Below are 23544 nucleotides of genomic sequence, written 5' to 3' on the forward strand. Positions count from 1 at the left end.
TAATGAAAAATGTAGCAATAATAAGCTGTTCAAATGGTCTTCAAGAAAGTGCAAGACCTACACTAGATAAACTTTTAGATATTCTTAGCTCTCTTGGGTTAAATGTAATCCTATCTTCAGCTATTTATGTTAAAGATGATGGGCTTTCTAGTGGTAGTGGCAAGGAACGTGGAAAAGAATTAATGAAACTATATAAAGATTCTTCGATTGATGCAATTTTTGATGTTTCTGGTGGGGACTTAGCTAACGAAGTTTTGGAGTATATAGATTTTGACATTATAAAAAATAATCCTAAGCCTTTTATAGGATATAGTGATTTATCAGTAATTTTAAACAGTATATATTCCCAAGTTGGTGACACTTCTTACCTTTATCAAGTTAGGCATATTGTCGCTAACAAGGAAAACTTAAATAGATTTAGTAACTTTATTAAAGATTCTAATAATGATCTATTTAATATTGATTATAGATGGATTCAAGGAGAATCTATGGAGGGCATAGTTATTGGAGGTAATATTAGATGTACTTTAAAACTAGCTGGAACTAAATATATGCCTAACTTCAAATGTAAAATACTTTTACTTGAAAGTCTTGGTGGAGATGTTGCTAAAATGAGAACTTTTTTAACTCAGTTAAAGCTTATGGGAGCATTTAAAGAAATTAACGGAATTATACTTGGAACTTTTACTGAAATGGAGAAAAATAATTATAATCCTACTATTGAGGAATTAGTTAAAGAAATTGTTAATGATAAAAATATGCCTATAGTTAAAACTGAGGATATCGGTCATGGAAATAATTCTAAATGTATGGCTATTGGTAAAGAAATTAAATTAGTTAAGAATAATTAATTTACAATAAAAAGCATGACTAATTATAGCCATGCTTTTTTCTAATTTGTATAACTTGTTAACCAGGTATCTAGAACAAAAATATCATCATAATTTTCATCTTCCATAAGCTTCTTAACTTCCTCTACTGTTCCCTTTACCACTACCCCATAGCTATATATTCCATACTGCTCTACATAGGATATTATACTTTCATAATCAAAATAACTTCTAATAACCTTATTAAACTTCTTTTGGTCATTCATATAATTTAGTAATGTCATAAAGTGTTCTTCGTAAATCTCTGGAGGTATATCAACACCATCATACTGTAATAAATCAAGGTATGGATATTTTTCTTTATCATAAAAATTAGTCATTCCATATCCTGATCTGCCTAGTGTAATTCCAGTGTACCCTTGATAGCCAACTTCACTTATTTTTACTGGTGCATAGAAGAAGCCTACCTTATCATACTTTTTCATATAATCACACAACTCTTTTACAGTAATATTATTTTTAAAAGAAATAGCCACCTTTACTTTAGTTGTTGGTTTTAAATCATCAAATATTTCCCTTGCTCTATCTTCACTTTTATAATCACTTCCTACCTGTCTATTAAAAGAAAATGTTCCCCATTTCATTCCACTTCCAGGATATAAAAAACCGTAATCACCTTCATTTACTAATCTTCCTCTTTTTATTGTTGCTGTTCTTTTTTCAAAATGTGAATCTAGTTGCGTTTCTAACGTAATCTGATACTTACCAAAGCCCTCTTTTTCAATTTTGGGCTTATAAATAAATCCTCTATCCACAGAATGTAAATCCATATATGCAAATATAGGTATAGCTATTTGATTAATAGAGCCATTATTCACTTTAATCTCCTTAGCTGGATTATAGAATATTAAATTCATAATTGGTGATAAGATAATATATATAAACATAATAAAAGTAACTACTGAACTTGCTACTATTATTGCATATTTTTTTAACTTATTATTAATAGCTTTGTTTATATTAATAGTTAGTTCATCTTGCTCTTTTCCCATTTCATCTAAATTATATTCTTCTACTTTATTTGTTCCAAATAATTCTTCATCAATTTTATCATTCAAATATTCATTTATAGCTTCAACTTTTTCTATCTCTTCTTCTATTTTAGCTTTTTCCCCTTCATTTAACTCTCCACTTTTATACTTTTTCAATATATCCTTATACCCCATAAAATCCTCCTCCCTAACTTTATAGATCCTTATGGTCAGTAATTATTTTCTTTAGCTTAAGCTTTGATCTGTGTAAGGTTACTCTTATATTTCCTAGCGACATTCCAAGCTGATTGCTAATATCTTGTTGGTTCAATTCACTAAAATAATACAACTCTACTACTTCTTTTTCCTTGGTAGAAAGCTTTAATATAGCTTTATATAATATCATCTTTTGCTCTTCAACTAGTAATTTATCTATTACATCATCTTCATTGTAGATATCAATATTTTCGATTCCTTGAACAATATATCTTTTCCTTTTTCGCCACTGATCAATATAAAGATTTCTAGCAACCTTATATAACCAATGTAAAATATCTTCATCACTACTCTCCATCGATATTAATGCCTTAAAAAAGGTGTCTTGCATTAAATCCTGTGCCAATAGATTATCCTTACAGAGGGAATATATATAAAGATAAATTTGATTTGAATATTTTTTATACAAAGTATCTAATACTTGCCTCTCAATAATCACCACCACCCCTCACTTATATAACGGATAAAGATATATAATAAAAATAGTAGCCTATTATTTATTTTGTAGACTACTACTAATTAACCTTATCTTATTTTAAAGTTCCAATCTCCATCCTTATATAAATCTACTCCACCAATCTGGAAATCTAACCTTCCAGTTATTCTTTCTGATAGTTTTAAGTCTTCATAATCAAAATTCATAATTATAGGGGAACCATCTGCTGAACCACTACAACCATGATTGCGGAAATTCGCATTTAATAAGAATATCTGTGAATCTTCCTTTTTAAACTTATTTACATCAAAATATAGTTCTACTGATTCTTCTGTTCCTTTTATGGACTTCAATAAAATTTTTTCGTCTATATCTTCTAAATAAATCTCTTTATTTACCTCTATTGTTTCTCCTTTTTCAGGAATCTTAACTTTTATCTTTGGCATATTTACTAAGTTATAGTCTACCTCTACTCTATTTATATTAATATTTAAATTTGATTTTACTTCTCCGCCTATTACAAACTCATTTCCTTGTCCTGAGTAGTTAGAAGAATTTACATTATAAGCTTTACCTTTATCGTCTGAAATTGAAAAGTAATCTTTAGGATAAAAAATATTAGATTGAATATTAATATCTTCCTTATTCCATAGAGATATATAAGTATTTTCTTCAAAAATATACTTATTACCTCCAATCATAATTCCACTATCTTTACTATTTCCTCCAACATCACTATATTTATATAACTTATCTCCTTCTACTAATGAAATACTAATAACATCTTTATTATCACTTACCAAAGTAAACTCTTTAACCATCCCTTCAGTTTTATAGCTTTGATTAAAAGAACTCCTTATGCCACCACTTCCTATTGAATACATCTCTGTTTTTACTAACTCTCCATTAGGAAGTCTTATACTGAACTTATCCTTTAAAGAATTTATATACTTTTCTTCTTCTATTTTTGAGTTATTAAAATCATATTCTATCCAAATCCCTATGCTTACTTCATTCTCTTTGCTAATTACACTCTTTATCAAAACTTCTTTTCCATCAATTTTAGTTACTATAGGCTCCTTTAATACGTATACTTCCTCACTTGTACTAACTAATCCTAAACCTGGATTAAAAAATAAAGCTTCTTTTATCTTAGCTACTACATTCCTTCCCATTGGTGAAACCAACATAAATACAACTGCTAAACTAGCTACTAAAGCAATCTTTAATCTCTTTGACATTCTTGTACTACTTACTCTGTTCTTTAATTGCTTCTTAAGCCTTTTCTTTTGAATATCATCCATAGGTATTTCCATTTCTGAGGTTATATCAAATTCTATATCATTTAACACTTTATATATATCATTATCATTACTCATAATTTTCTACCTCCTCTAAAGTAGTATACTTAGCTCTAAGCCTCTTCCTTGCCCTACTCACCTTAGTGTTTATAGTCCCTTCCCCTATATCTAACTTTTCTGATATTTTTCTAGAACTATATCCAAATAGAAACTTCATAACAAATATACTTTTATCTGGCTCTTTAAGAAAGTTTATTAAATCCAATACCTTTCTAGTTTCAATTCCTATAATTATATCTTCCTCTATAGACTGACTATCCTGTAAATTATGCTTGTCTATATCACTTGTCTTATACTTTTCATTACTATACTTTCTATAATAATCAATAGCCTTGTACTTACTAATTCCTGCTATCCAATTTTTAAATTTTTCATTTTCTCCACTAAACTTGCCTATGTTATTCCAAACACTAAAGAAAATATCTGATATACATTCCTCTATTAACCCATTGTTTTCTAAAGGAAGTAATACCTTTCTTACAACTCCGTTTACAATAGCAGAGTATTTGTCTATGATGTACTCTAATGCCTTTTCATTTTTCTTACAGAGCTCTATTAAATAATTTTCTTCATTTATTTTCATACAAAAACTCCTTTCAAGAGGCCTCTACTATTAATAACGAATATCCTAATTAAATCTTACACTATTTTTATATAACTTTATTAAATATCTTCTCAAATAAAAAAGGTGGGGTAGATATTTATTTTGCTTGTTCCGTCGCTGTACTCCAAGTCACATAGAAACAAATATCCATCCCTCTCATACTAACTGTAAAGAAATTATAATAACTCCTTTAATTTGTAGGCAATTAAAATTTTATACTTTTATATACAAAAAAAGAAATCGCAAAGCGATTTCCAATAAACTTATTTATCTTTTCTTGGTATAGTTATAATAAACTCTGTTTTTTCAATATCACTAGTTACTGATATTTTACCTTTGCATTTCTCTATAGTTTCTTTAACTATGGCTAACCCAAACCCATGCTCTTTATTAGAATTATCCTTAGTAGAAAATCCTGATTGAAAAATTTTATCTATTACTTCATCTTCTATCATAGGTCCATTATTTTGAATACATATAACTATATCATTAAATTTTTCAAATGTTCTAATAGCTAATATACCTTGTCCATTCATTGCTGTTACAGCATTACTAATAATATTAGAAAGAACTTTTTGTAATTCAAACTCTGCCATTTCAATATCATTTAAATCTGCATGTTCATCTAATATAACCTTAATACCTGTTTGTCTAATTCCTTTAGTAATTATGGCTATTACTGAATCTGAATTATTTGATACTTCTATTGCTGTATCTATACTATTATGTCCATTAATTATATCCTTTAATAACTCTCCTGCTCTTTCATAACGCTTCATTAAATGTAATCCATATAAATATGAAATTTGTGCTCCATAATCATGTTTTATCTTATTTAGTTCTTTTATTCTTTCTTCTAATGAATCATTTAACTTTTTTATCTCCCTTGACCTTTTTTCTATTGAAGCAAAATACAATGTTGCACCTGCAAAAGTTAATACTATTATTGCAAATACATAACCTCTATATATAGGGTCATCACTCCAATTAACTATCTTATCAAAAGATAGAAGTAAATCTAAAAATACTGTCAATAAAACTAAAAATATAATTGATATATTTCTACTTTTAATTGTTCTATATAATTTATAGAATATTTTCTTGTTCATAAGAATTAATAAAAAAAGTATATAATTTATACCGTATATAAACACCACTACTCCTAGTTCTATATACTCTTTAGGCAACATAGGCTGAATATATGCCCAATAAAGCTTACTACTAATTAAGGCTGATAATCCACCTACTAAATACAAAATACTATAGGATATGGTTACACTAATTTTATCCCTTCTGTAAAACATCAATACAATAACAAAAGGTACTAAATGACTCATTATAATACTTATGCTTGAGTTACCCATAAATTTCATTACTATTTGTAATCCTAGCCATACTGAACTAACAGCTAATATACTTCTACCCTTTTTACTTTTATATCTATCCTTTACGCAATAATTAGGCAATATTACAAATACAACTGCTTGAAGAATGCTGTTTATTATGTCCGTTATATTTAAAATCAAAATCTATCCCCCTAAACTTGTTATATCGTTTGCACTTCATTAATACCATTTATAGCAGCTTATGTCAACAAAAACATATCTTTTCCGACATAAATATTTTGTTTTCTATATCATTTTTTAAAATTCACATATACTTAATAAACTTTTTTAATATTGTAAAATTAACACAACTTTATTCATAAACAAAAAAGAGAATCCTGCATTAGATTCTCTTTTCTAAGTTACACCTTTTTTCTTGGTAATATTATAATAAATTCTGTTTTTTCAATATCACTAGTTACTGATATTTTTCCATTACATTTTTCTACTGTTTCTTTAACTATAGCTAATCCAAATCCATGTTCTTTATTAATATTCTTTTTAGTAGAAAAGCCAGATTCAAATATTTTATCTATAATTATATTTCCAATCATAGGGCCATTATTTCTAACACATATTATTATATCATTAAAATTTTCATATGTTCTAATAGCCAACGTACCTTGTCCATCCATTGCAGTAACCGCATTGCTAATAATATTTGATAACACTCTTTGTAGTTCAAATTCTGTTATATCTATGTTATTCAAATCTGCCTGCTCATCTAATATTATATTTATGCCATTGTGCTTAATTCCCTTAGTAATAATAGATATTACTGAATCTGAATTATTTGATATTTCTATTGCATCATTTATACTATTATGTCCATTAATTATATCTTTTAATAGCTCTCCTGCTCTTTCGTAACGCTTCATTAAATGCAATCCATAAAGATATGAAATTTGTGCCCCATAGTCATGCTTTACTTTTCTTAACTCTTCTATTCTTCCTTCTAAAGCATTATTTAATTTCTCGATTTCTCTTGCTCTTCTTTCTATTGCTGCAAAATATAATGTTGCTCCTATAAAAACTAATACTATTATTATTAATACACAACTTGTATATATAACTTCTTTGCTAGAATTTATAACTTTAGTAAAAATTAGAAGTAGATCTAAAAAAAACGTTAACAAAATAAGAAATACAATAGATATATTTCTTGTTTTTATTGTTCTATATATCTTATAAAATATATTCTTATTTATTAAAATTAACAAAATAAATATGCAATTTATACTATATACACATAATAAAGCACTTATCTCTATATATTCTATTGGAAATTGGGATTTAATAATCTCACAGAAAAAACTACTAAATAAAGCCATTAATCCGCATATTAAATATAAAATATTATAAGATATTGCTACGCTAACTCCATCTTCTCTATAGAACATCCATACTATAAAAAACGGTGCTAAATGGGTCATAATAATACTTACACTTGAGTTTCCTATACATTCCATTACTATTTGCAACCCTAAGGAAACTAAAACTACAGCTAAAATAAGTTTATTCTTTTTATTTTTATGATTATTTTCAACACAAGAATTTGGCACTATTACAAATACCATTGCTTGAAAAACACTATTTATTATATCAGCTATAATTAAAGTCAAAATTAATCTCTCCTAAACCTTCTATCTCTTATTTCTCATAGATTCTGGCATTTCTTCTGCAGCTATACCAAACATAGATGCTGCATTTATTGTAAACACAGCTGATAGAAATAAAATTAGACACCCTAAGCTCTTTCTTAATTTCATAATAACACCTCCTTTCTAAATATTAATTTATTCTTTTATTAAACATTAACATTATTTGTATAGTAATTGTCCACATTATTATTGAAGATACCCTTGCACTAAAAAATATAAGTGTTAAAAGAGTTAAAACTAATACATTAAAAACTCCAATCCTTCTATTTCTTCTTATATTCTCTTTCTTCTTCATGGGCATCTTATCATTAATAACAGGCGCTCTATGATAAACACAAAATATATTTATTCCACCTAAAACTAACTTACTAGTCAAATCCAACTCATTATTTATAGCCAAAATTATTATTAACAATTCTATTATAAGTGTTGCAATAAAACACTTAATCTGAGAATCTTCATGATATCCTCCTATAAATGGTTTTGTAATTACCATAACAAAAATTATAGTAATAGCTTCCTTACCATATCCAATAATATAAAATAATATAATTTCAAAAACAATCTTAGTTATTTCATATAAAAAAACTTTTAAGTTATATTCTATTTCTTCCAATTGATCTGTAATAAAACTATTATCCTTTGATATATAACATATTATACTTTTAGTTATCTTTTCAATCATATGTACACCTTGCAACAATTTTCATTATACATTATTATACTATTTTTGTTCATTTTTAACAATATATTAGAAATATTTCCCCGACTTTTTTTAGTGTTTATATATTAATAACTTTTCCATTTCCTATACCCATATTACATCATTCTCATTACATTTATTATGTAATATAACTCGAAAATTAAATATAAATTAACTCCCAAACTTTTTAGCATTGCTAACATAAATATAAGAACATATCTAATAAAAAAGTAGCTCATAAGCTTAAGAACTTATGAACTACTTTCTATATTATTCTAAGCTTTCACCATTTGATGAAATAACTTTTTTATACCAATCAAAAGATTTTTTCTTTCTTCTTTCTAATGTTCCATTTCCTTCATCATCTCTATCTACATATATAAAACCATATCGTTTTGACATTTCTCCAGTAGAAGCTGAAACTAAGTCAATACATCCCCAAGTTGTATATCCAAGTAGTTCTACTCCATCTATTTCAATGGCATCATGCATAGCTTTAATGTGCTCTCTTATATATTCAATACGATAATCATCATTAATTGCCCCATCCTCTTCAATTACATCTTTAGCCCCTAATCCATTTTCTACAATAAATAATGGCTTTTGATATCTATCGTAAATAGAATTTAATGTAATTCTTAATCCAAGTGGATCTATTTGCCACCCCCACTCGCTAGCACTTAAATATGGATTTTTAACAGATGCAAATACATTTCCCTCAGTGGTTGGAGCCATTTCTTCAGTACTTGCAACTTTACTTGAATAGTATGAGAATGATACAAAGTCTACAGTATTATTCTTTAATAGCTCTAAATCTCCTTCTTCCATTGCAGGCATAGTATCTTCTCTTTTCATCTTCTTTAGAGCATAATTAGGATACTGTCCCCTTGCTTGTACATCTATAAAGAAATAACCTTCTCTATCCTTTTCCATTGCCTTCCATACATCCTCTGGTTTACAAGTATAAGGATAAGTATTTCCTGCAGCAAGCATACATCCAACCATATTATTAGGATCAATTTCATGAGCTATCTTTGTTGCTAAAGCACTTGCCACTAGCTCATGATGAATAGCTTGATATTTATCCTTCATTTCTGTTTCTTTATTCTCAATTAATAATCCTGCTCCCATAAATGGTGCATGAAGTATCATATTTATTTCATTGAAAGTTAACCAATACTTTACTAATCCTTTATATCTTGTAAATAAAACTCTACATAAATTTTCATAGAAGCCTACAAGCTTTCTATTTTTCCAACCACCATATTTCTTAATTAGATGAATAGGGCAGTCAAAATGTGTTATTGTAACTAAAGGCTCAATTCCGTATTTATGACATTCTTTAAATAGGTCTTCATAGAATTTTAGCCCTTCTTCATTAGGAGTTTCTTCATCTCCATTTGGGAAAATTCTTGACCAAGCTATAGACATTCTATAAACCTTAAAGCCCATTTCTCCAAATAAAGCTATATCTTCTTTAAAATGATGGTACATATCTATACCAACCTTAGCTGGATAGTATTCTCCTTCATGAAAGTCTAATGTATTATCTAAACCTAGCATAACCTTAAAACGATTCTTTCCATGTGGTGTTATATCCACATTTGCTAGTCCTCTTCCACCTTCGTTATATGCTCCTTCACATTGGTTTGCAGCTGTTGCTCCTCCCCATAAAAATCCTTCTGGAAAACTCATATTAACTCCCCCTTAATTAAAGTAGTTCAAAGTTAGTTTCTTTAACTTCTGATGAATTACATCCTATATATAGTTTGAACTTTCCTGGTTCTGATTTAAATTCCATACTAGCAGTATAGAATCTTAGCATTTCTTCATTTATTGTGAATTTAAACTCTTTCTCTTCACCTGGTTGTAGCTCAACCTTCATAAATCCTTTAAGTTCCTTAACTGGTCTTACTACGCTACCCTTTATATCTTGAATATATAATTGAACTGTTTCTAATCCTGCCACGCTACCTACATTTTTTACCTTTATAGTAGCTATTATTTCACTATCATTAGTTAGTTTATCTGAATTTAAGTTAATATCCCCATACTCATATTTAGTGTAAGATAATCCATATCCAAATGGATATAACGGACTGTTTTCTACATCTATATATCTAGAAGTAAATCTTGAATTGTGAATAGAAGTTTTTACTGGTCTCCCTGTATTAAATTCATTATAGTAAAGAGGTACTTGCCCTACTCTCCTTGGGAAGCTCATAGTTAATTTTCCTGATGGATTCACATCTCCAAATATAACATCTGCAACTGCATTTCCCCCTTCTGTTCCTGGAAACCATGCTTCTACAATTGCATCAACTTTCCCTACTACATCAGTTAACACAAGTGGTCTTCCATTAAATACAACTAAGACCACTGGCTTTCCTAACTCTTTTACTTTTTCTAATAAATCTAGCTGTATCTTTTCTAGAGATAATTCTGTTCTACTTCCGCCTTCTCCACTTTGAAGAGGATGTTCACCTAAAGCCATAATAACAATATCAGATTTCTTAGCAGCTTCAATTGCTTCATCCATATCTTTTTGTGGATCAACTTCTATTTTTTCTTCTTCTACAGCTCTACCAAATCCACCTAATATAGACTTATCTTCAATCATTTCACATCCTTTTGCATAAGTGAAATTCTCTTCTGATACCTTTTCCTTTACTGCATCCATAAGAGTAATAACATCCTTTGGATTACTGTTAATAGCCCATGAACCAGACAACACTCTACTTTCACCATATGGCCCTATAACAGCAACCTTTTTATCCTTTGAAAGTGGTAATACACCATTATTCTCAAGTAATACTATTGACTCTCCTGAAATCTTTCTAGCAAGCTTACGTTTTTCTGGTGATAAGATTACTTCTTTTTCTTTATCAATATTTGCTCCTCTATATGGATTTTCAAATAAACCTAGCTTATTTTTAAGATTTAAAATACGCCATACTGCTTCATCAATAAATTCTTCGCTAATAACCCCATCTTTAACTAAACCTTCAAGCTGATTTGAATAAACAGGTGTCTTCATATCTATATCAACACCAGCTTCTATTCCAAGCTTTGCTGCTTCTCTATCATCTTCTGCAACTCCGTGAGCTATAAGTTCTTGAATTGCAGCATAGTCTGAAATTATTACTCCATTAAAGCCCCATTCTTCTCTTAACACATCTCTCATAAGCCACTTATTGCCTGATGCTGGTATACCATCAACTGTGTTAAATGATGTCATAACAAGCTCACATCCGCTATCAACAGCTGCTTTATAAGCTGGCAGATAATCTTCTCTTAATCTTCTTTCAGACATATCAACGGTATTGTATTCCCTACCACCTTCTGGTGCTCCATAAGCTGCAAAATGTTTTACGCAAGATGCTATATTTTTATCTGGATTTAAATCCCCTTGATATCCTTCAACAAATGCTTTTGCAAATTCACAGTTTAAATAATTATCTTCACCTGTAGACTCCATTACTCTTCCCCATCTAGCATCTCTAACCAAGTCAACCATAGGTGAAAATGTTATGTGAATTCCTGTAACTGCTGCTTCTTCTGCTGTATTACTCATACCTTCTTTTACTAATTCGGGATTCCATGTACATCCTAAAGCAAGTGGTATTGGATAAGTTGTCTTATAGCCATTTATAATATCAGCCATAAATAATAGTGGAATTTTATGTCTGCTCTTTTCTAAATATTCTTTTTGTATCTTTATTAATTGCTCTGCTCCAAATACATTAAATATTGATCCCACATTATCTACTACTTCTTGATCTATACCTAACTTTTGTTTTGGCCCTACTGCTAAAGTGTCTGACTTGAAAAATTCTCCTGATAATTGAACTAATTGATATATTTTTTCTTTTAATGTTAAATCATCAAATATTTTTTGTAATTCTACTTTATTCATTGCTACACCGCCTTAAATATTTATTTATATAGCCTTTTAAGGAATAGAAATTACATTAAATTTTTTGAAATGTAGTTCTACCCCTTAAAGTTATTTTATTTTTTCAATTCTTTATACATTGTTACCATCTCTTCTATTAACTCTTTAGCTAAAATGGATGTCATTAAATGATCTTGAGCATGAACCATAATAATACTGTAATTAGAATTATCTCCATTCGCCTCTGCTTGTAATAACTCGGTTTGTGCATTATGGGCAAGTAAAGAACTTTCTTCAGATTCTTTTAATAAAATTTTAGCTTCTTCATATTTTCCTTCTCTTGCCTTGTGAAGTGCTTCAAATGCCTTTGTTCTTGCTGTTCCAGAGTTTGATATTAAATTTAGTGCTATTAATTCTTGATCCATTATATTTTCTCCTTGTTCTAAACAGTTTTGCGGTTATACAGAGTCTCCTGAAGTTTCTTGTTCTTTTTCAGCTGCTAAGTATTGCTTATCTAATAATTTCATGAATGGTATCCATATAACAAATCCTAATGCAAAAGTTGCTATTGTTATAACTACAGACCAAGGATTAAAGTTAGTTGCAATTAATTGTTGTATAATTGGAGGACAAGTCCATGGTGCTTGGAATATTGGAATTGCTCCTGTTAAAATTACTAATAAATATGCTAATCCCGCTTGTAGTGCTTCAACAAATATCCATGGAAGCATTAATGTAGTATTCATGATTACTGGTAAACCAAATACAAATGGCTCGTGTATATTGAATAGTGCTGGTACTAATGATAATTTACCTATAGCCTTTGATTGTTTTGACTTACCTACAACACATAAAGCAACTATTTCTGATAATTTAGCTTGTCCTGTAAAACAAGTAAATGCTGCTGTTAAAACATATGGTAATGGTTCTCCTGCATTAAATGCTTCTAAATTTGCTGCCATTGCTACCATTGCAATTGGTTGCCATACAGTATTTAAAACTAAGTTTGTTCCATGAATTCCAAAGAACCAAAGTACTTGAGCTACGATAAGTATAAATAAGAATACCCATATGTTATTACCAAAACTTAAGAATGGTTTTGTAATAATTGTATCAACACAGTTTTGTAATGTACCAAATGAAGTCATTTCAAATATTAATCTAATAGCAAGTGCAACTAATATAGCACCACCAAATGGAATAATTGATAAGAATGGTTTTGCTACATTTTCAGGAACTGAGTCTGGCATTTTTATTGTAAAATCTTTGTTATGCAGATATGCTAAAACGCTTATTGATATAAAAGTAATTAATAATGCTGGGAACACACCTGATGCTCCTAATACATTAGTTGGAATAAGTCCATTTACAATTGCCCCTTTAATAGTTTCACCATTTACAACTACATCTGAAACTGCTGTAAATGGAGTTACTAATAAAAATGAAGCTAAAGCACACATAATACCATAAAGTGGATCTATATCTTTTTGCTTGGAATAACTTCTTGCTGTACCTACAATTACATATATTGCTAGTAACCCCAATGTAACAGGACTTATAGGTGCAAATATCTTCTTTAATATAGCATCTACGCTTGGTGCAAAATCACTTAAGAATGGAAAATTACTTAAGATAAGTGCTACTGATGCTATTAGCGTTACAGGTAATGAAGACATCATCCCTTCTTTAATTGCTGTCATTACTTTATTTCTATTTATTTTGTCTGCTAATGGCATTAAATATTTATTTAACCCATTTTCTAATTTTTCCATAAAACTATTCATTTCTATTTCCTCCTATCATATAAGACTATTTATTAATCATTTTCTTAATTTGTTTTAATATATTAGCTCCATTGCCCATACCATAATCAACTGGGCTTATTGTACTAAGTGGCTTATTGTAATTGTTAGCTATTTCTAAAAGTTGATCTTTTTTATAAGCAATTTGTGGTCCTAGTAATATAGCATCGTAATCTTTTATTACTGATTCTAGTTTTTCATATGCTTCTGCATTTATTGTCCATCCTTCTTCTTCTGGACCAAAAGCAGCAACAATTTTTTTCTTTACTAAACTTGTAGACATTCCAGCTGCACAAACCAATAAAATTTTCATTTATAATTCCTCCAAACCAAACGTTAATGATATCATTTACATTACTTTTATATAGCAATATCCATGCCATACACTTCTACTGCTTTATTTTTCTTATATAAAAATAAAAAAAGATGCTGTAACCCTTGTATTTACAACATCTCTAAATATTAATATTTTTTATTAATTTCACATGCTTTCCTAATTATACTGATTAACCCCTAAATATACACATCACAATTTTAAATATACACATTATTTTATACACATATACTATAGGTTTTTAATTAATGTGTATACATAATAAATTTCATCATCAACAAATTCCATATCACATTTCTTTTCTATGGGCTTTAAAATTTCTTTTATTTTACTTATCTCTTCTTTATCTATTGAAAGTTTATCTATAGCTATATACTTTTCCACATGTTCCCCAAGTTTAATTCTATCAATGCTAGATATCATATGCATTATGGCACCTACTATGGTATCTAAATTCAGAGTTAATCCAAACTTTTCTTCGACATTATAAATAAATTGAATTAGCTCATCTTTAGTAGAAGCTAAATCATAAGTTTTTATTTCACCTTTAAATGCCTCAATTATTTTGCCACACATATCTTCTGCATCATCTTTATCTTTATTTACAGATGTAAACTTAGAAGACTCCATATCAATAAGTTTTTCTATTTTATTAAATCCTTTATTACTAAATAATTCACTTGATGGAACAAATGGTATTCCATATATATCTGGATTTATACTCCCTACAATAGCTATAATATTTTTTTCATTAGAAAGTCTTTTTATCTTAATTAACATATCTTCTCTATCTAGTATAGACATAGCATAAATATCAATGTTTTTATCATTAACTACCTTATTATTTTCTATCATGCTCTTAAGCTTAACTGCAGCGCCTTCGCCAGTAATGCACAAAGTAACTATTATATTCTCTTTCTTATATTCATGCCTATTATAATTTGTATCATCATAGCTAAATGTATATTTAATATTATCAATAGTTTCCCTATATATTTCTTCAATATCATTATTGATCAGTGCTTTTCTTTCAACTTCTATGGCAATAAGAGTACTTACCATATTTATCACTTTAACCTTTATTCCAGTTTCACTATAAATTAAATCTCCGAACCTATCTAAAGATCCCATATCAACTAAAAGAATTACTCCTGAACCTTCATCGATATTTCTAACTATTTCTTTTATCTCTTCATAAGCTTCCTTTGTAGATTTATCTAAATCCATATCATACGAATAAGTATTATTGCTCCCAAGTAACCTATTAACAACATTTTTCATAGATGTTGCTGTACTCTCTCCATGCATAGCAATAAGCACTCTTGGCTTATTATCTATATATTCATTACTATTGGTATATTCTTCAGTTATAAACATTGTTATAAAAGCAACCTCATCCTTAGGAATACTAATCTCATATACCTTTTCTATGTTGTGCGCCAACTCTAAGCATATTTCAAATTCTTTACTATGATTTGTTTGTATTTCTTGTAACTTATGATTAACAATAAATCTTCCTTGCTTAATTCTTTCAATAGAAGTACTAATATGAAGACACAGACTATAAAATATTTGCTTTGTGAATACCCTCTTTAATCTTATTCCTACACATTCCATGAAATCTTCTACCATCTTTATAAGAACACTATCTACAATCTTAGATATTTCTTCTTTATTAATATCTGTAGAAATTTTATATATATAATTTTTAAAATATTTATCTATATCCATGCTCATAATCATATATATATCATTTTTATTTAAGCCTCTATTCTTAAGCTGTTCCATACGATTTTCGAGATTGTTATATAATGTAATAAGACTATCTTCCGATTCTCTTATAGTTTCAATTGGCTTTTCTCTATCCCTTGTAAACTTAAATAAACTCTTTTCAATGACTATTTTATCTATTTCTTTTTTATTTGATTTATAATTTAATATTCCCATCTTTACATGATTAGGGAATTGATTAATATCTACTACTATCTCTTTATTTCTATTTACCATACTGCTTAAAAAGGCATTAGCACAACCAAGCTGAATATCATTCATAAGTTGTCCAACATTTCCTGTACAATTGTATAATAAAAGGCTTTTTATAGCTTCAGGCGTTACTACTACCTCTCTATTAACTCTCTTTGCTTCCATATAAAATGATTCACTTATTAACTTAAATCTTTCTTTATATGTTCTTTCTGTAAGAGATGGTATGGCAATAGTCATAGGTATTCTTCTACTAAATGTACTTAATAAAACTTTCTCTTTCTTTTCAGTTGTTGCACATATAATTAGTAAATCAACCTTTTTATATTTTTCTACCTCTCCTAAAGGACGGTACTCCCCCTTATCAATTAGATAGAATAAAACTTCTTGCCCTTCTGGAGGTAATCTATGAATTTCATCTAAAAATAGTATTCCTCCATTTGCCTTTTCTACAATCCCCTCTCTATCTTCATTCGCTCCTGTATATGTTCCTTTTTTTACACCAAATAAATAAGAGAGTAATAATTGAGGATTGTTTGCATAATCAGCACAGTTAAAAGAAATGAAAGGGGCTTCTTCATCTAATACTTTAGTTGATTTAGCATACTTATATATTGTTTCTGCAAATAGTGTCTTCCCTACCCCTGTTTCTCCAAGCAACAAAGTATGTAATCCCCTTGGGGGATACATTATAGCTGCTTTAGCTTGTAAAATACATCCCTTTAAACTTTCTTCACTTCCAATTAATTCATCAAATACAGAAACTTCATCTACATGAATTTTATCTAACTTATTTTCAATTAATGATTCTTCAGTTATTTTATAGATAACAGGTTTCCCTTTTATTTTTATTAGTTTCTCTTCTCTACATAACTTATTTAAAACGGCACTTACATTGGACCTTTTTAACTTCATACCCTCTGCAATATAATTGGTATCACAACCAGTTATAATTCCATTTTTTCTTTCCTGTTCTCTACAGACGTTAGTAATAAAATTATAGATACTATCTTCGCTAGTTTTTTCCCTCATATTATTACCCCCTATTATCTTTTGCTATAAACACAAAGTAAATATTTACATAGAGATTATATCATTTATATACTTACTATAAAAGGAGTAGTATTAAACTACCCCTTTTATTAAATCTATTGATATATTACAGACTTTACTTTCCTTTTAACATCAATTCTATTAAACGGTTTTAATATATATCCACTTACCCCATATTTAGCCGCTTGCGCTACCACTCTTTTATCACTTATTGATGACACAATTAATATTGGAATATTTCTAAAATTATTATATTCTCGTATTTTCTTTAATAGTTTAAAACCATCTATATTAGGCATAATTAAGTCTAATATAAATAAATCTACTTTCTTTTTACTATTTTCAATAAAACTTATATATCTTATAGCATCATTTGCTGAGTCAAAATGCTCTACATTATATCCTTCTATAGTTAGAATATTATCTAATATAGCTAATGAAATTGAATCATCATCAACTATAATAATATTCTTATTTTCTTCAATAGATTTATTAATTTCTATCTTAGAATTATTAATATTCTCTACCAATTTAACTTTACATGACTCTAATACTTTTCTATACCTCTCTAAGAAAAACTTTTTAGATATTATTTTTAATATTTCTGTATCTAAGTAAGCTTCCTTATTATCAGAAATTAGTATTATATCACTTTCTTTACATGTTCTTTTTAATAATTTGGCACAGTTAAGCGAAAAATTATTTTCATTAATATCTTCAACAATTATTATTTCATAAAAATCCTTAGGTAAAGCTGAAATAATCTGAGTATTATAAGCGCTAATTATATTAACATTAATATTAGAGTCCATTAATTCACGAATTATATTTACATACCCATGTAAGTTATTTAGCAAAAACAAAACATTCTTCATAAGTCACCTCCAACACTTAAATACTCCTTTATTTCATCCAAAACATACTGGAACTCTCTTTTAAACTTAACTAAATAACTTTCAATAGCAACTTCATCTGCATCACTTAACGCATAACAAAGTTTTTCACTTACCACCTCTAAACTTTTCATACTTAAATTAGCAGCAGTTCCCTTAATTAAATGCACAACTTCATATGCCTCCATATAATCTGAATTATTAATTAAAAATTCTATCCTCTTTATATACTCCACATAACTCTCACTAAACTTTTTCAACAAATTAAAAAACAGTACATTATCTCCTTGTAATCTTATCATTGCATCTGTATAACATATAAATCTAAATTTCATTATTCATTCCCCTCAATTATACCTAAATGTTTATTAAAAAACTTTTTCTAACTTTTCTATAAATAAATTCTTATTAATTGGCTTAGTTAAAGAATCATTTACCCCAGATTTACTAATTAATTTCTCACTTTTATTTAATGAACCTGCAGTCATAGCAAGTATTATAATACTTTCTGCATTCCAATGATTGCTATTACGTATTTTATTACAGCACTCATAACCATTCATTTCTGGCATTATATGGTCAATTAATATAAGATCATAATAATCCTTATCTGAATCAATAAACTTTTTATATGCCTCTTTTCCATTAATAGCAGCATCAACCTCAAACCCCAGACTATTTAAAAGTTCACATTCTATAATTCTACTTATCTCATCATCTTCAGCAAGTAGTACTCTTTTGCCTTGTCCTATATTAGAAAAATTTTTGTAACAACCTGCATTTATAAAATTAGAATCTACAATTTTTAATGGTAATGTAATATCAAATCTAGTTCCATGGGCTAATTCACTTTCTACTTCAATTTCTCCCCCCATTAAATCCACAATTGATTTTGTTATTGATAAACCTAAACCTGCTCCACCATTATGTTTAGAATTGAACTCATCTGCTTGAGTGAAAGGAAGAAACATCTTATGCATAAATTCTTTTGTCATTCCTATTCCATTATCCTCTACTGAAAATACAAATTGGCCGATGTTATTAGATTTAACTTTTTTAAGTTGAATAGATAAATGGATTTCTCCATTCTCTTCAGTAAACTTTGACGAATTAATAATTAAATTAATTAATATCTGTACTATCTTGTTTTCATCACATATTACGCTAATATCCTCTAAAGAACTTATATCTATGGTATATCTTTTTTTCTTTTGCTCTAAAATTGGTAAAACTATTGAGTTTACCTTTTGAATTATTTCTCTAACACTTACACATTCCTCATATAGTCTAAGTTCACCTAACTTTCCTTTAGTCATGGTTAATAAATCATCAAATAAGTTTAATAAATTATTAGATGCAATTAGTGTATTATTCAAATAATACTGTAATTTTTGTTGATTATCTTTGTTCTTTAAAGCTAGTTCTACAGAACCAATAACTCCATTCATTGGTGTTCTTATCTCATGACTAATATTAGATAAGAATCTTTTCTTTCTATAATTTTCTTCTTTTAATTCTTTATTTTTTTCCCTATATATTAGTAATATAAATAAACTAAATCCTATTAAAAATAAAAATAGTATTATTAAAATAAAACTTACTTTTTCAATACCAATAACACTGTTCTCAATAGATTTAGAATCAATAGATATAATAGAATAAAAATCTTCTGTCAATTTAACAGGATAAATACTTAGAATTTGAGTTTTATCCATATAATTTAATAAGTTAGTTGTACTTTGCTTATCTTTTATTTTATCTTGTATATCTAAAACTTCATTAACCTTATTATAGTTCTTTAATTCATCAAATAAATTTTCTCCAGTTTCAAAACTACTAAAATCATCTCTATAAATAATAGTTCCATCTGAATGAATAATATATCTATCTAATTCACTAACATCTTCCTCATAACTTTCATATCCTTCTATTTCACTAACTATCTCTTTAGCAAAAAGAACTCCCGTAAACTTTTCTCCTTCATATACAGGTACAGCTATGTAAAATATATATTCATTAATTTCTTCATCAAATGCATATTCAAAATCATATTTTTTTCCATTTATAATCTCATTGAAAAACCTTTTGCTTTTAATATCGCTATTATTAGCAGTTACTATATTTCCATTGAAATTAATAAATCCAATATCATAAAATTTAGTATCTATTAATATATCCTTCAATAATTTATTTTTTTTATCTTTATTAGTTTCCTGACTATATATATCTATAAAATCTGATAAAAGATATAGTGATTTAATGCTTGTCTCAAGTTTATTTTCTACTAAACTAAGCTGTGCTTCAGATATAGACCTTATATATTTTTTTCGATTAAGATTTAAATTTAACTTTACTAGTAATATATAGAATATAGAAATTAGTATTAGAATTGAAAAGACTCCAATAAAAAAAATTTCTTTCGTCCAATAATTATTGGATTTAATCCTTAAATTCATAACTAATTCTCCTTATTTCTTCAATATTATCTATATATCTATCAACTAAATAAGGATCAAACTGAGTTCCACTTTTCCCTTTTATATAATCTATTGCCTCTTCAATAGACCAACTATTCTTATAACTTCGTTTCATTAATAATGCATCAAATACATCTGCTATAGCTACTATTCTTCCCTCAATAGGTATCTCATTTCCCTTTAATCCATTTGGATACCCTAACCCATCGTATCTTTCATGATGAGATAAAGCTACTATACTTCCTTTTTTTAAATATTTACTGCTACGATTTTTTAATATATCATATCCTATTATTGTATGAGTTTTCATTATTTCAAACTCTTCTAATGTTAATTGACATCTTTTATTTATTATTTGGTCACTTATTCCAATCTTACCTAAATCATGTAGCTGTGCTGCATAATATATTTCTTCTTGCTCTTCTTCACTCATACCTAATACCCTAGCTAATAATTTTGAATATTTAGCTACCCTTACTACATGGTTTCCCGTATCCGAATCCTTTTTTTTAGCTGTTTCTACTAATACTTCTAAGGTTTCTTTTTCGCGCTCCATAATACTTGCAGTAGCTTCTTTTATTCCACGAGCTAATATGGAAGCTTTGTTTTCAACCCTTCTTTGATACTTTATTAACTCTAATAAATTTTTTATTCTCATAATAAATTCATATTTATTAAATGGTAAGTATAAAAACTCTGTAGCTCCACTTTCTAGTGCTTTTAACTTTATAGACTCATCACTAGCAGCAGTAATTAAAATAATAGGTACCTTTTTATCTAAACTTCTAACATTCTTAATAAATTCTAGTCCATTCATTTTAGGCATGATATAATCAACAATAATAATATCAGGTTTTTTCAAATTCACACACTTTAGAGCTGATATTGCATCATAAAAGTATTCTATATTAATATCTATATTCTTTAAAAATGAAGCAATAACATCATGATTAATTTTACAATCATCTATATAAAATAAATTAAAGTCTTTCATAATACTCTCCTTATGTAAACAAACCAACTTTCCAAAATAAAACAAACTTATTAATCAATTGTCATACTTATTAAATTATATTAAAAATAAACTTTTCATTAAACCTTTGTCATTTTTATTCACTGTGACACTTTGTGAATACAAATATATTATTATTACTATCCCGATATTCTTATTTATGTTAATCCAAAAAGTGTTTTACCAATTACTATCTATACATATTGATAATATCTGTAAGCTATCTTATAATATACTCTTAATTATTTTGAAAATGGAGGAGATAAAATGTATTCTAATGGATTTAGTTACTTATTAAAAAGCTTGAAAATTTCTCCATCGAAAATGGCACAAGCTCTAAATGTAGATAGAAGCTTAGTAAGTAAATGGAAAAATGGTTCAAGAAAAATAGATACTAATGCTGCTTACTTTGATAATGCTATTGATTATTTAATTGAAAGAAATAGAGAGCTAGAAATCGAATTCCTTGAGAAATTATTTTCATCAATTTATCACACACCTAATAATTTATTAGGTAATACTTCTTCATTAATAGCTTCAACAAAAAAATTTATCTTTGACGATATTAGTAACTACCAACAAATTATTGATAATTCTATTAACAATGGTTCTATATATTCAGCTAATATATCAATTTATGATGATGAAAAGAACGCACTTTTAGGAATTCTTAATTTTCTAAATTCATCTATTTCATATGGGAAACCTCAAAATTTATTATTTGTATTTTGTAAGTCATTAGATTTAATGATGAATAATAAATATTTCAGAAATGAATGGTTAAAAAAAACTTTAATGCTTTTAGATATGGGCTGTCATTTGAACTTTGTATATTCAAATAGTAGTAGCTCAACGCTAGGATTTTATTTATTTTCATTAATAAATCATAAAAATTGTAATTTTTCATATTTTGTTGATTCTCTTGATAACTATTACAATTATTCTTTTCACATAACGGAACATAATGGAGTATTTATGTCTTCAAACCAAATAGTTGGCAATGAAACACAGTTTTATAGTGCTTTATTTAAGGATCCAATTAGCATAAAATTTTATACAGGATGGGGTAAAAATATACTTTCCAGATCATATCCAACCTTTCACAACATAAATATTTCTGAAGTTTTAGATAAATTTGAGGTTAATAGCATTCAATTACCTAATAAGGATTCTATTAAAAATACTCATTATAACTATAGCTCTTTTCCAATACCATATATAATGAACGATGAACTATATTACGAAATACTTTGTAATTCAGTTGATAACGAAAAAGATATAGAATTTCATTTCAATTGTTTTAAATCTATTAAGAATTCATTATATAAGAATTCTAACCTTCTCGCTATAGATTTTTATTCTATTAATGATCTTATAGAGTTTTCAAACAAGGAAACTATTATATATGAAAGTATGTCAGAGCTAGTGCCAAAACTGATCCTTACCAAAAGACAATTTAAAAAACATATTTCTTGTTTAATAGATTATTTATTCAGTACTGACTCTTGTAACTTTTGTCTTATTCCTGATACATCTAAATTGAATAATAATTTATTCTACTGTTGGTGCAAGAAAAATGAATTTTTACTTGTTAATTATAAGAATAATTTTTTAGATTTTAAATTTACTACAAATACTCTTTTAGTTAATTCTATTTCGCTCTTACTAGAGAATACATACTTAAATACACCAGATAACTTTAAATCAAAAGAATATATAGCTAACTTTTTAAAAAGTTTATAAAAATACTTAACATAGTGGATGGTTAATTATATTATTTACCATCCAACTTTTTTATTAATACATAT

20 protein-coding genes are annotated in these 23544 nt (G+C 27.6%); 2 read left to right on the forward strand and 18 right to left on the reverse strand.

The window, feature by feature from the left end; genetic code table 11:
• The first annotated feature begins 2 nt into the window (after nucleotides 1–2).
• Nucleotides 3–851 (forward strand): S66 family peptidase, encoded by an 849-nt coding sequence (locus G594_RS0101680; RefSeq protein WP_034865802.1) that lies wholly within the window; start codon nucleotides 3–5, stop codon nucleotides 849–851.
• Between the two features lie 41 nt (nucleotides 852–892).
• Here the strand turns inward: G594_RS0101680 and G594_RS0101685 are convergent, their stop codons facing one another.
• From G594_RS0101685 to G594_RS0101770, 18 genes are all read right to left on the reverse strand, one after another.
• Nucleotides 893–2056, reverse strand: coding sequence for an anti sigma factor C-terminal domain-containing protein (locus G594_RS0101685; RefSeq protein ID WP_027096967.1), 1164 nt, complete (start codon nucleotides 2054–2056; stop codon nucleotides 893–895).
• A 19-nt stretch (nucleotides 2057–2075) separates the two neighbouring features.
• Entirely contained in the window at nucleotides 2076–2582 is a 507-nt protein-coding gene (locus tag G594_RS19470; RefSeq protein ID WP_081663494.1) for an RNA polymerase sigma factor, read from the reverse strand.
• 80 nt (nucleotides 2583–2662) lie between these two features.
• Nucleotides 2663–3952, reverse strand: a complete 1290-nt coding sequence (locus tag G594_RS0101695; protein ID WP_027096969.1) for a hypothetical protein — start codon at nucleotides 3950–3952, stop codon at nucleotides 2663–2665.
• On the reverse strand, nucleotides 3945–4517 hold the full coding sequence (locus G594_RS0101700; RefSeq protein ID WP_027096970.1) for a sigma-70 family RNA polymerase sigma factor: 573 nt from the start codon (nucleotides 4515–4517) through the stop codon (nucleotides 3945–3947). Before G594_RS0101700 ends, G594_RS0101695 begins: the two co-directional genes overlap by 8 nt.
• Before the next feature lie 284 nt (nucleotides 4518–4801).
• The gene (locus G594_RS0101705; protein WP_051195876.1) at nucleotides 4802–6064 is read right to left on the reverse strand and encodes a sensor histidine kinase; all 1263 of its coding nucleotides are present in this window, start codon (nucleotides 6062–6064) and stop codon (nucleotides 4802–4804) included.
• Between the two features lie 221 nt (nucleotides 6065–6285).
• Nucleotides 6286–7545 carry a sensor histidine kinase gene (locus tag G594_RS0101710; RefSeq protein WP_051195877.1) on the reverse strand — a complete coding sequence of 420 codons (1260 nt, stop codon included), beginning with the start codon at nucleotides 7543–7545 and terminating at the stop codon, nucleotides 6286–6288.
• A 21-nt stretch (nucleotides 7546–7566) separates the two neighbouring features.
• Nucleotides 7567–7692: a hypothetical protein gene (locus tag G594_RS20615; protein WP_271806361.1), complete on the reverse strand. Its 126-nt coding sequence runs from the start codon at nucleotides 7690–7692 to the stop codon at nucleotides 7567–7569.
• 22 nt (nucleotides 7693–7714) lie between these two features.
• On the reverse strand, nucleotides 7715–8269 hold the full coding sequence (locus G594_RS0101720) for an accessory gene regulator B family protein (protein WP_051195878.1): 555 nt from the start codon (nucleotides 8267–8269) through the stop codon (nucleotides 7715–7717).
• A gap of 288 nt (nucleotides 8270–8557) precedes the next feature.
• Nucleotides 8558–9982: a 6-phospho-beta-glucosidase gene (locus G594_RS0101725; protein ID WP_027096974.1), complete on the reverse strand. Its 1425-nt coding sequence runs from the start codon at nucleotides 9980–9982 to the stop codon at nucleotides 8558–8560.
• A gap of 16 nt (nucleotides 9983–9998) precedes the next feature.
• Entirely contained in the window at nucleotides 9999–12203 is a 2205-nt protein-coding gene (gene bglX / locus G594_RS0101730; protein WP_027096975.1) for a beta-glucosidase BglX, read from the reverse strand.
• Between the two features lie 95 nt (nucleotides 12204–12298).
• A complete protein-coding gene (locus G594_RS0101735; RefSeq protein WP_172458910.1) occupies nucleotides 12299–12607 on the reverse strand; it encodes a PTS lactose/cellobiose transporter subunit IIA in 309 nt (102 codons plus the stop codon).
• A 33-nt stretch (nucleotides 12608–12640) separates the two neighbouring features.
• Nucleotides 12641–13966, reverse strand: a complete 1326-nt coding sequence (locus tag G594_RS0101740) for a PTS sugar transporter subunit IIC (protein WP_051195879.1) — start codon at nucleotides 13964–13966, stop codon at nucleotides 12641–12643.
• 25 nt (nucleotides 13967–13991) lie between these two features.
• Entirely contained in the window at nucleotides 13992–14297 is a 306-nt protein-coding gene (locus G594_RS0101745; RefSeq protein ID WP_027096978.1) for a PTS sugar transporter subunit IIB, read from the reverse strand.
• A 252-nt stretch (nucleotides 14298–14549) separates the two neighbouring features.
• Nucleotides 14550–17333: a sigma-54-dependent transcriptional regulator gene (locus tag G594_RS0101750; RefSeq protein ID WP_027096979.1), complete on the reverse strand. Its 2784-nt coding sequence runs from the start codon at nucleotides 17331–17333 to the stop codon at nucleotides 14550–14552.
• Between the two features lie 116 nt (nucleotides 17334–17449).
• Complete coding sequence (locus G594_RS19475) at nucleotides 17450–18229, reverse strand: response regulator (protein WP_051195880.1); 780 nt, start codon at nucleotides 18227–18229, stop codon at nucleotides 17450–17452.
• Nucleotides 18226–18582: an Hpt domain-containing protein gene (locus G594_RS0101760; protein ID WP_027096981.1), complete on the reverse strand. Its 357-nt coding sequence runs from the start codon at nucleotides 18580–18582 to the stop codon at nucleotides 18226–18228. Before G594_RS0101760 ends, G594_RS19475 begins: the two co-directional genes overlap by 4 nt.
• A 33-nt stretch (nucleotides 18583–18615) precedes the next feature.
• Nucleotides 18616–20703 (reverse strand): hybrid sensor histidine kinase/response regulator, encoded by a 2088-nt coding sequence (locus tag G594_RS0101765; RefSeq protein ID WP_027096982.1) that lies wholly within the window; start codon nucleotides 20701–20703, stop codon nucleotides 18616–18618.
• On the reverse strand, nucleotides 20687–21718 hold the full coding sequence (locus G594_RS0101770) for an HD domain-containing phosphohydrolase (protein WP_027096983.1): 1032 nt from the start codon (nucleotides 21716–21718) through the stop codon (nucleotides 20687–20689). The genes G594_RS0101765 and G594_RS0101770 overlap by 17 nt, the downstream gene beginning before the upstream one ends.
• Before the next feature lie 285 nt (nucleotides 21719–22003).
• Between G594_RS0101770 and G594_RS0101775 the strand changes: the two genes are divergently transcribed.
• Entirely contained in the window at nucleotides 22004–23479 is a 1476-nt protein-coding gene (locus tag G594_RS0101775; protein ID WP_027096984.1) for a helix-turn-helix transcriptional regulator, read from the forward strand.
• Nucleotides 23480–23544: the final 65 nt, after the last annotated feature.

Origin of the sequence: Clostridium paraputrificum AGR2156, from assembly GCF_000424025.1 — a bacterium.
GTDB classification, from domain to species: domain Bacteria; phylum Bacillota; class Clostridia; order Clostridiales; family Clostridiaceae; genus Clostridium; species Clostridium paraputrificum.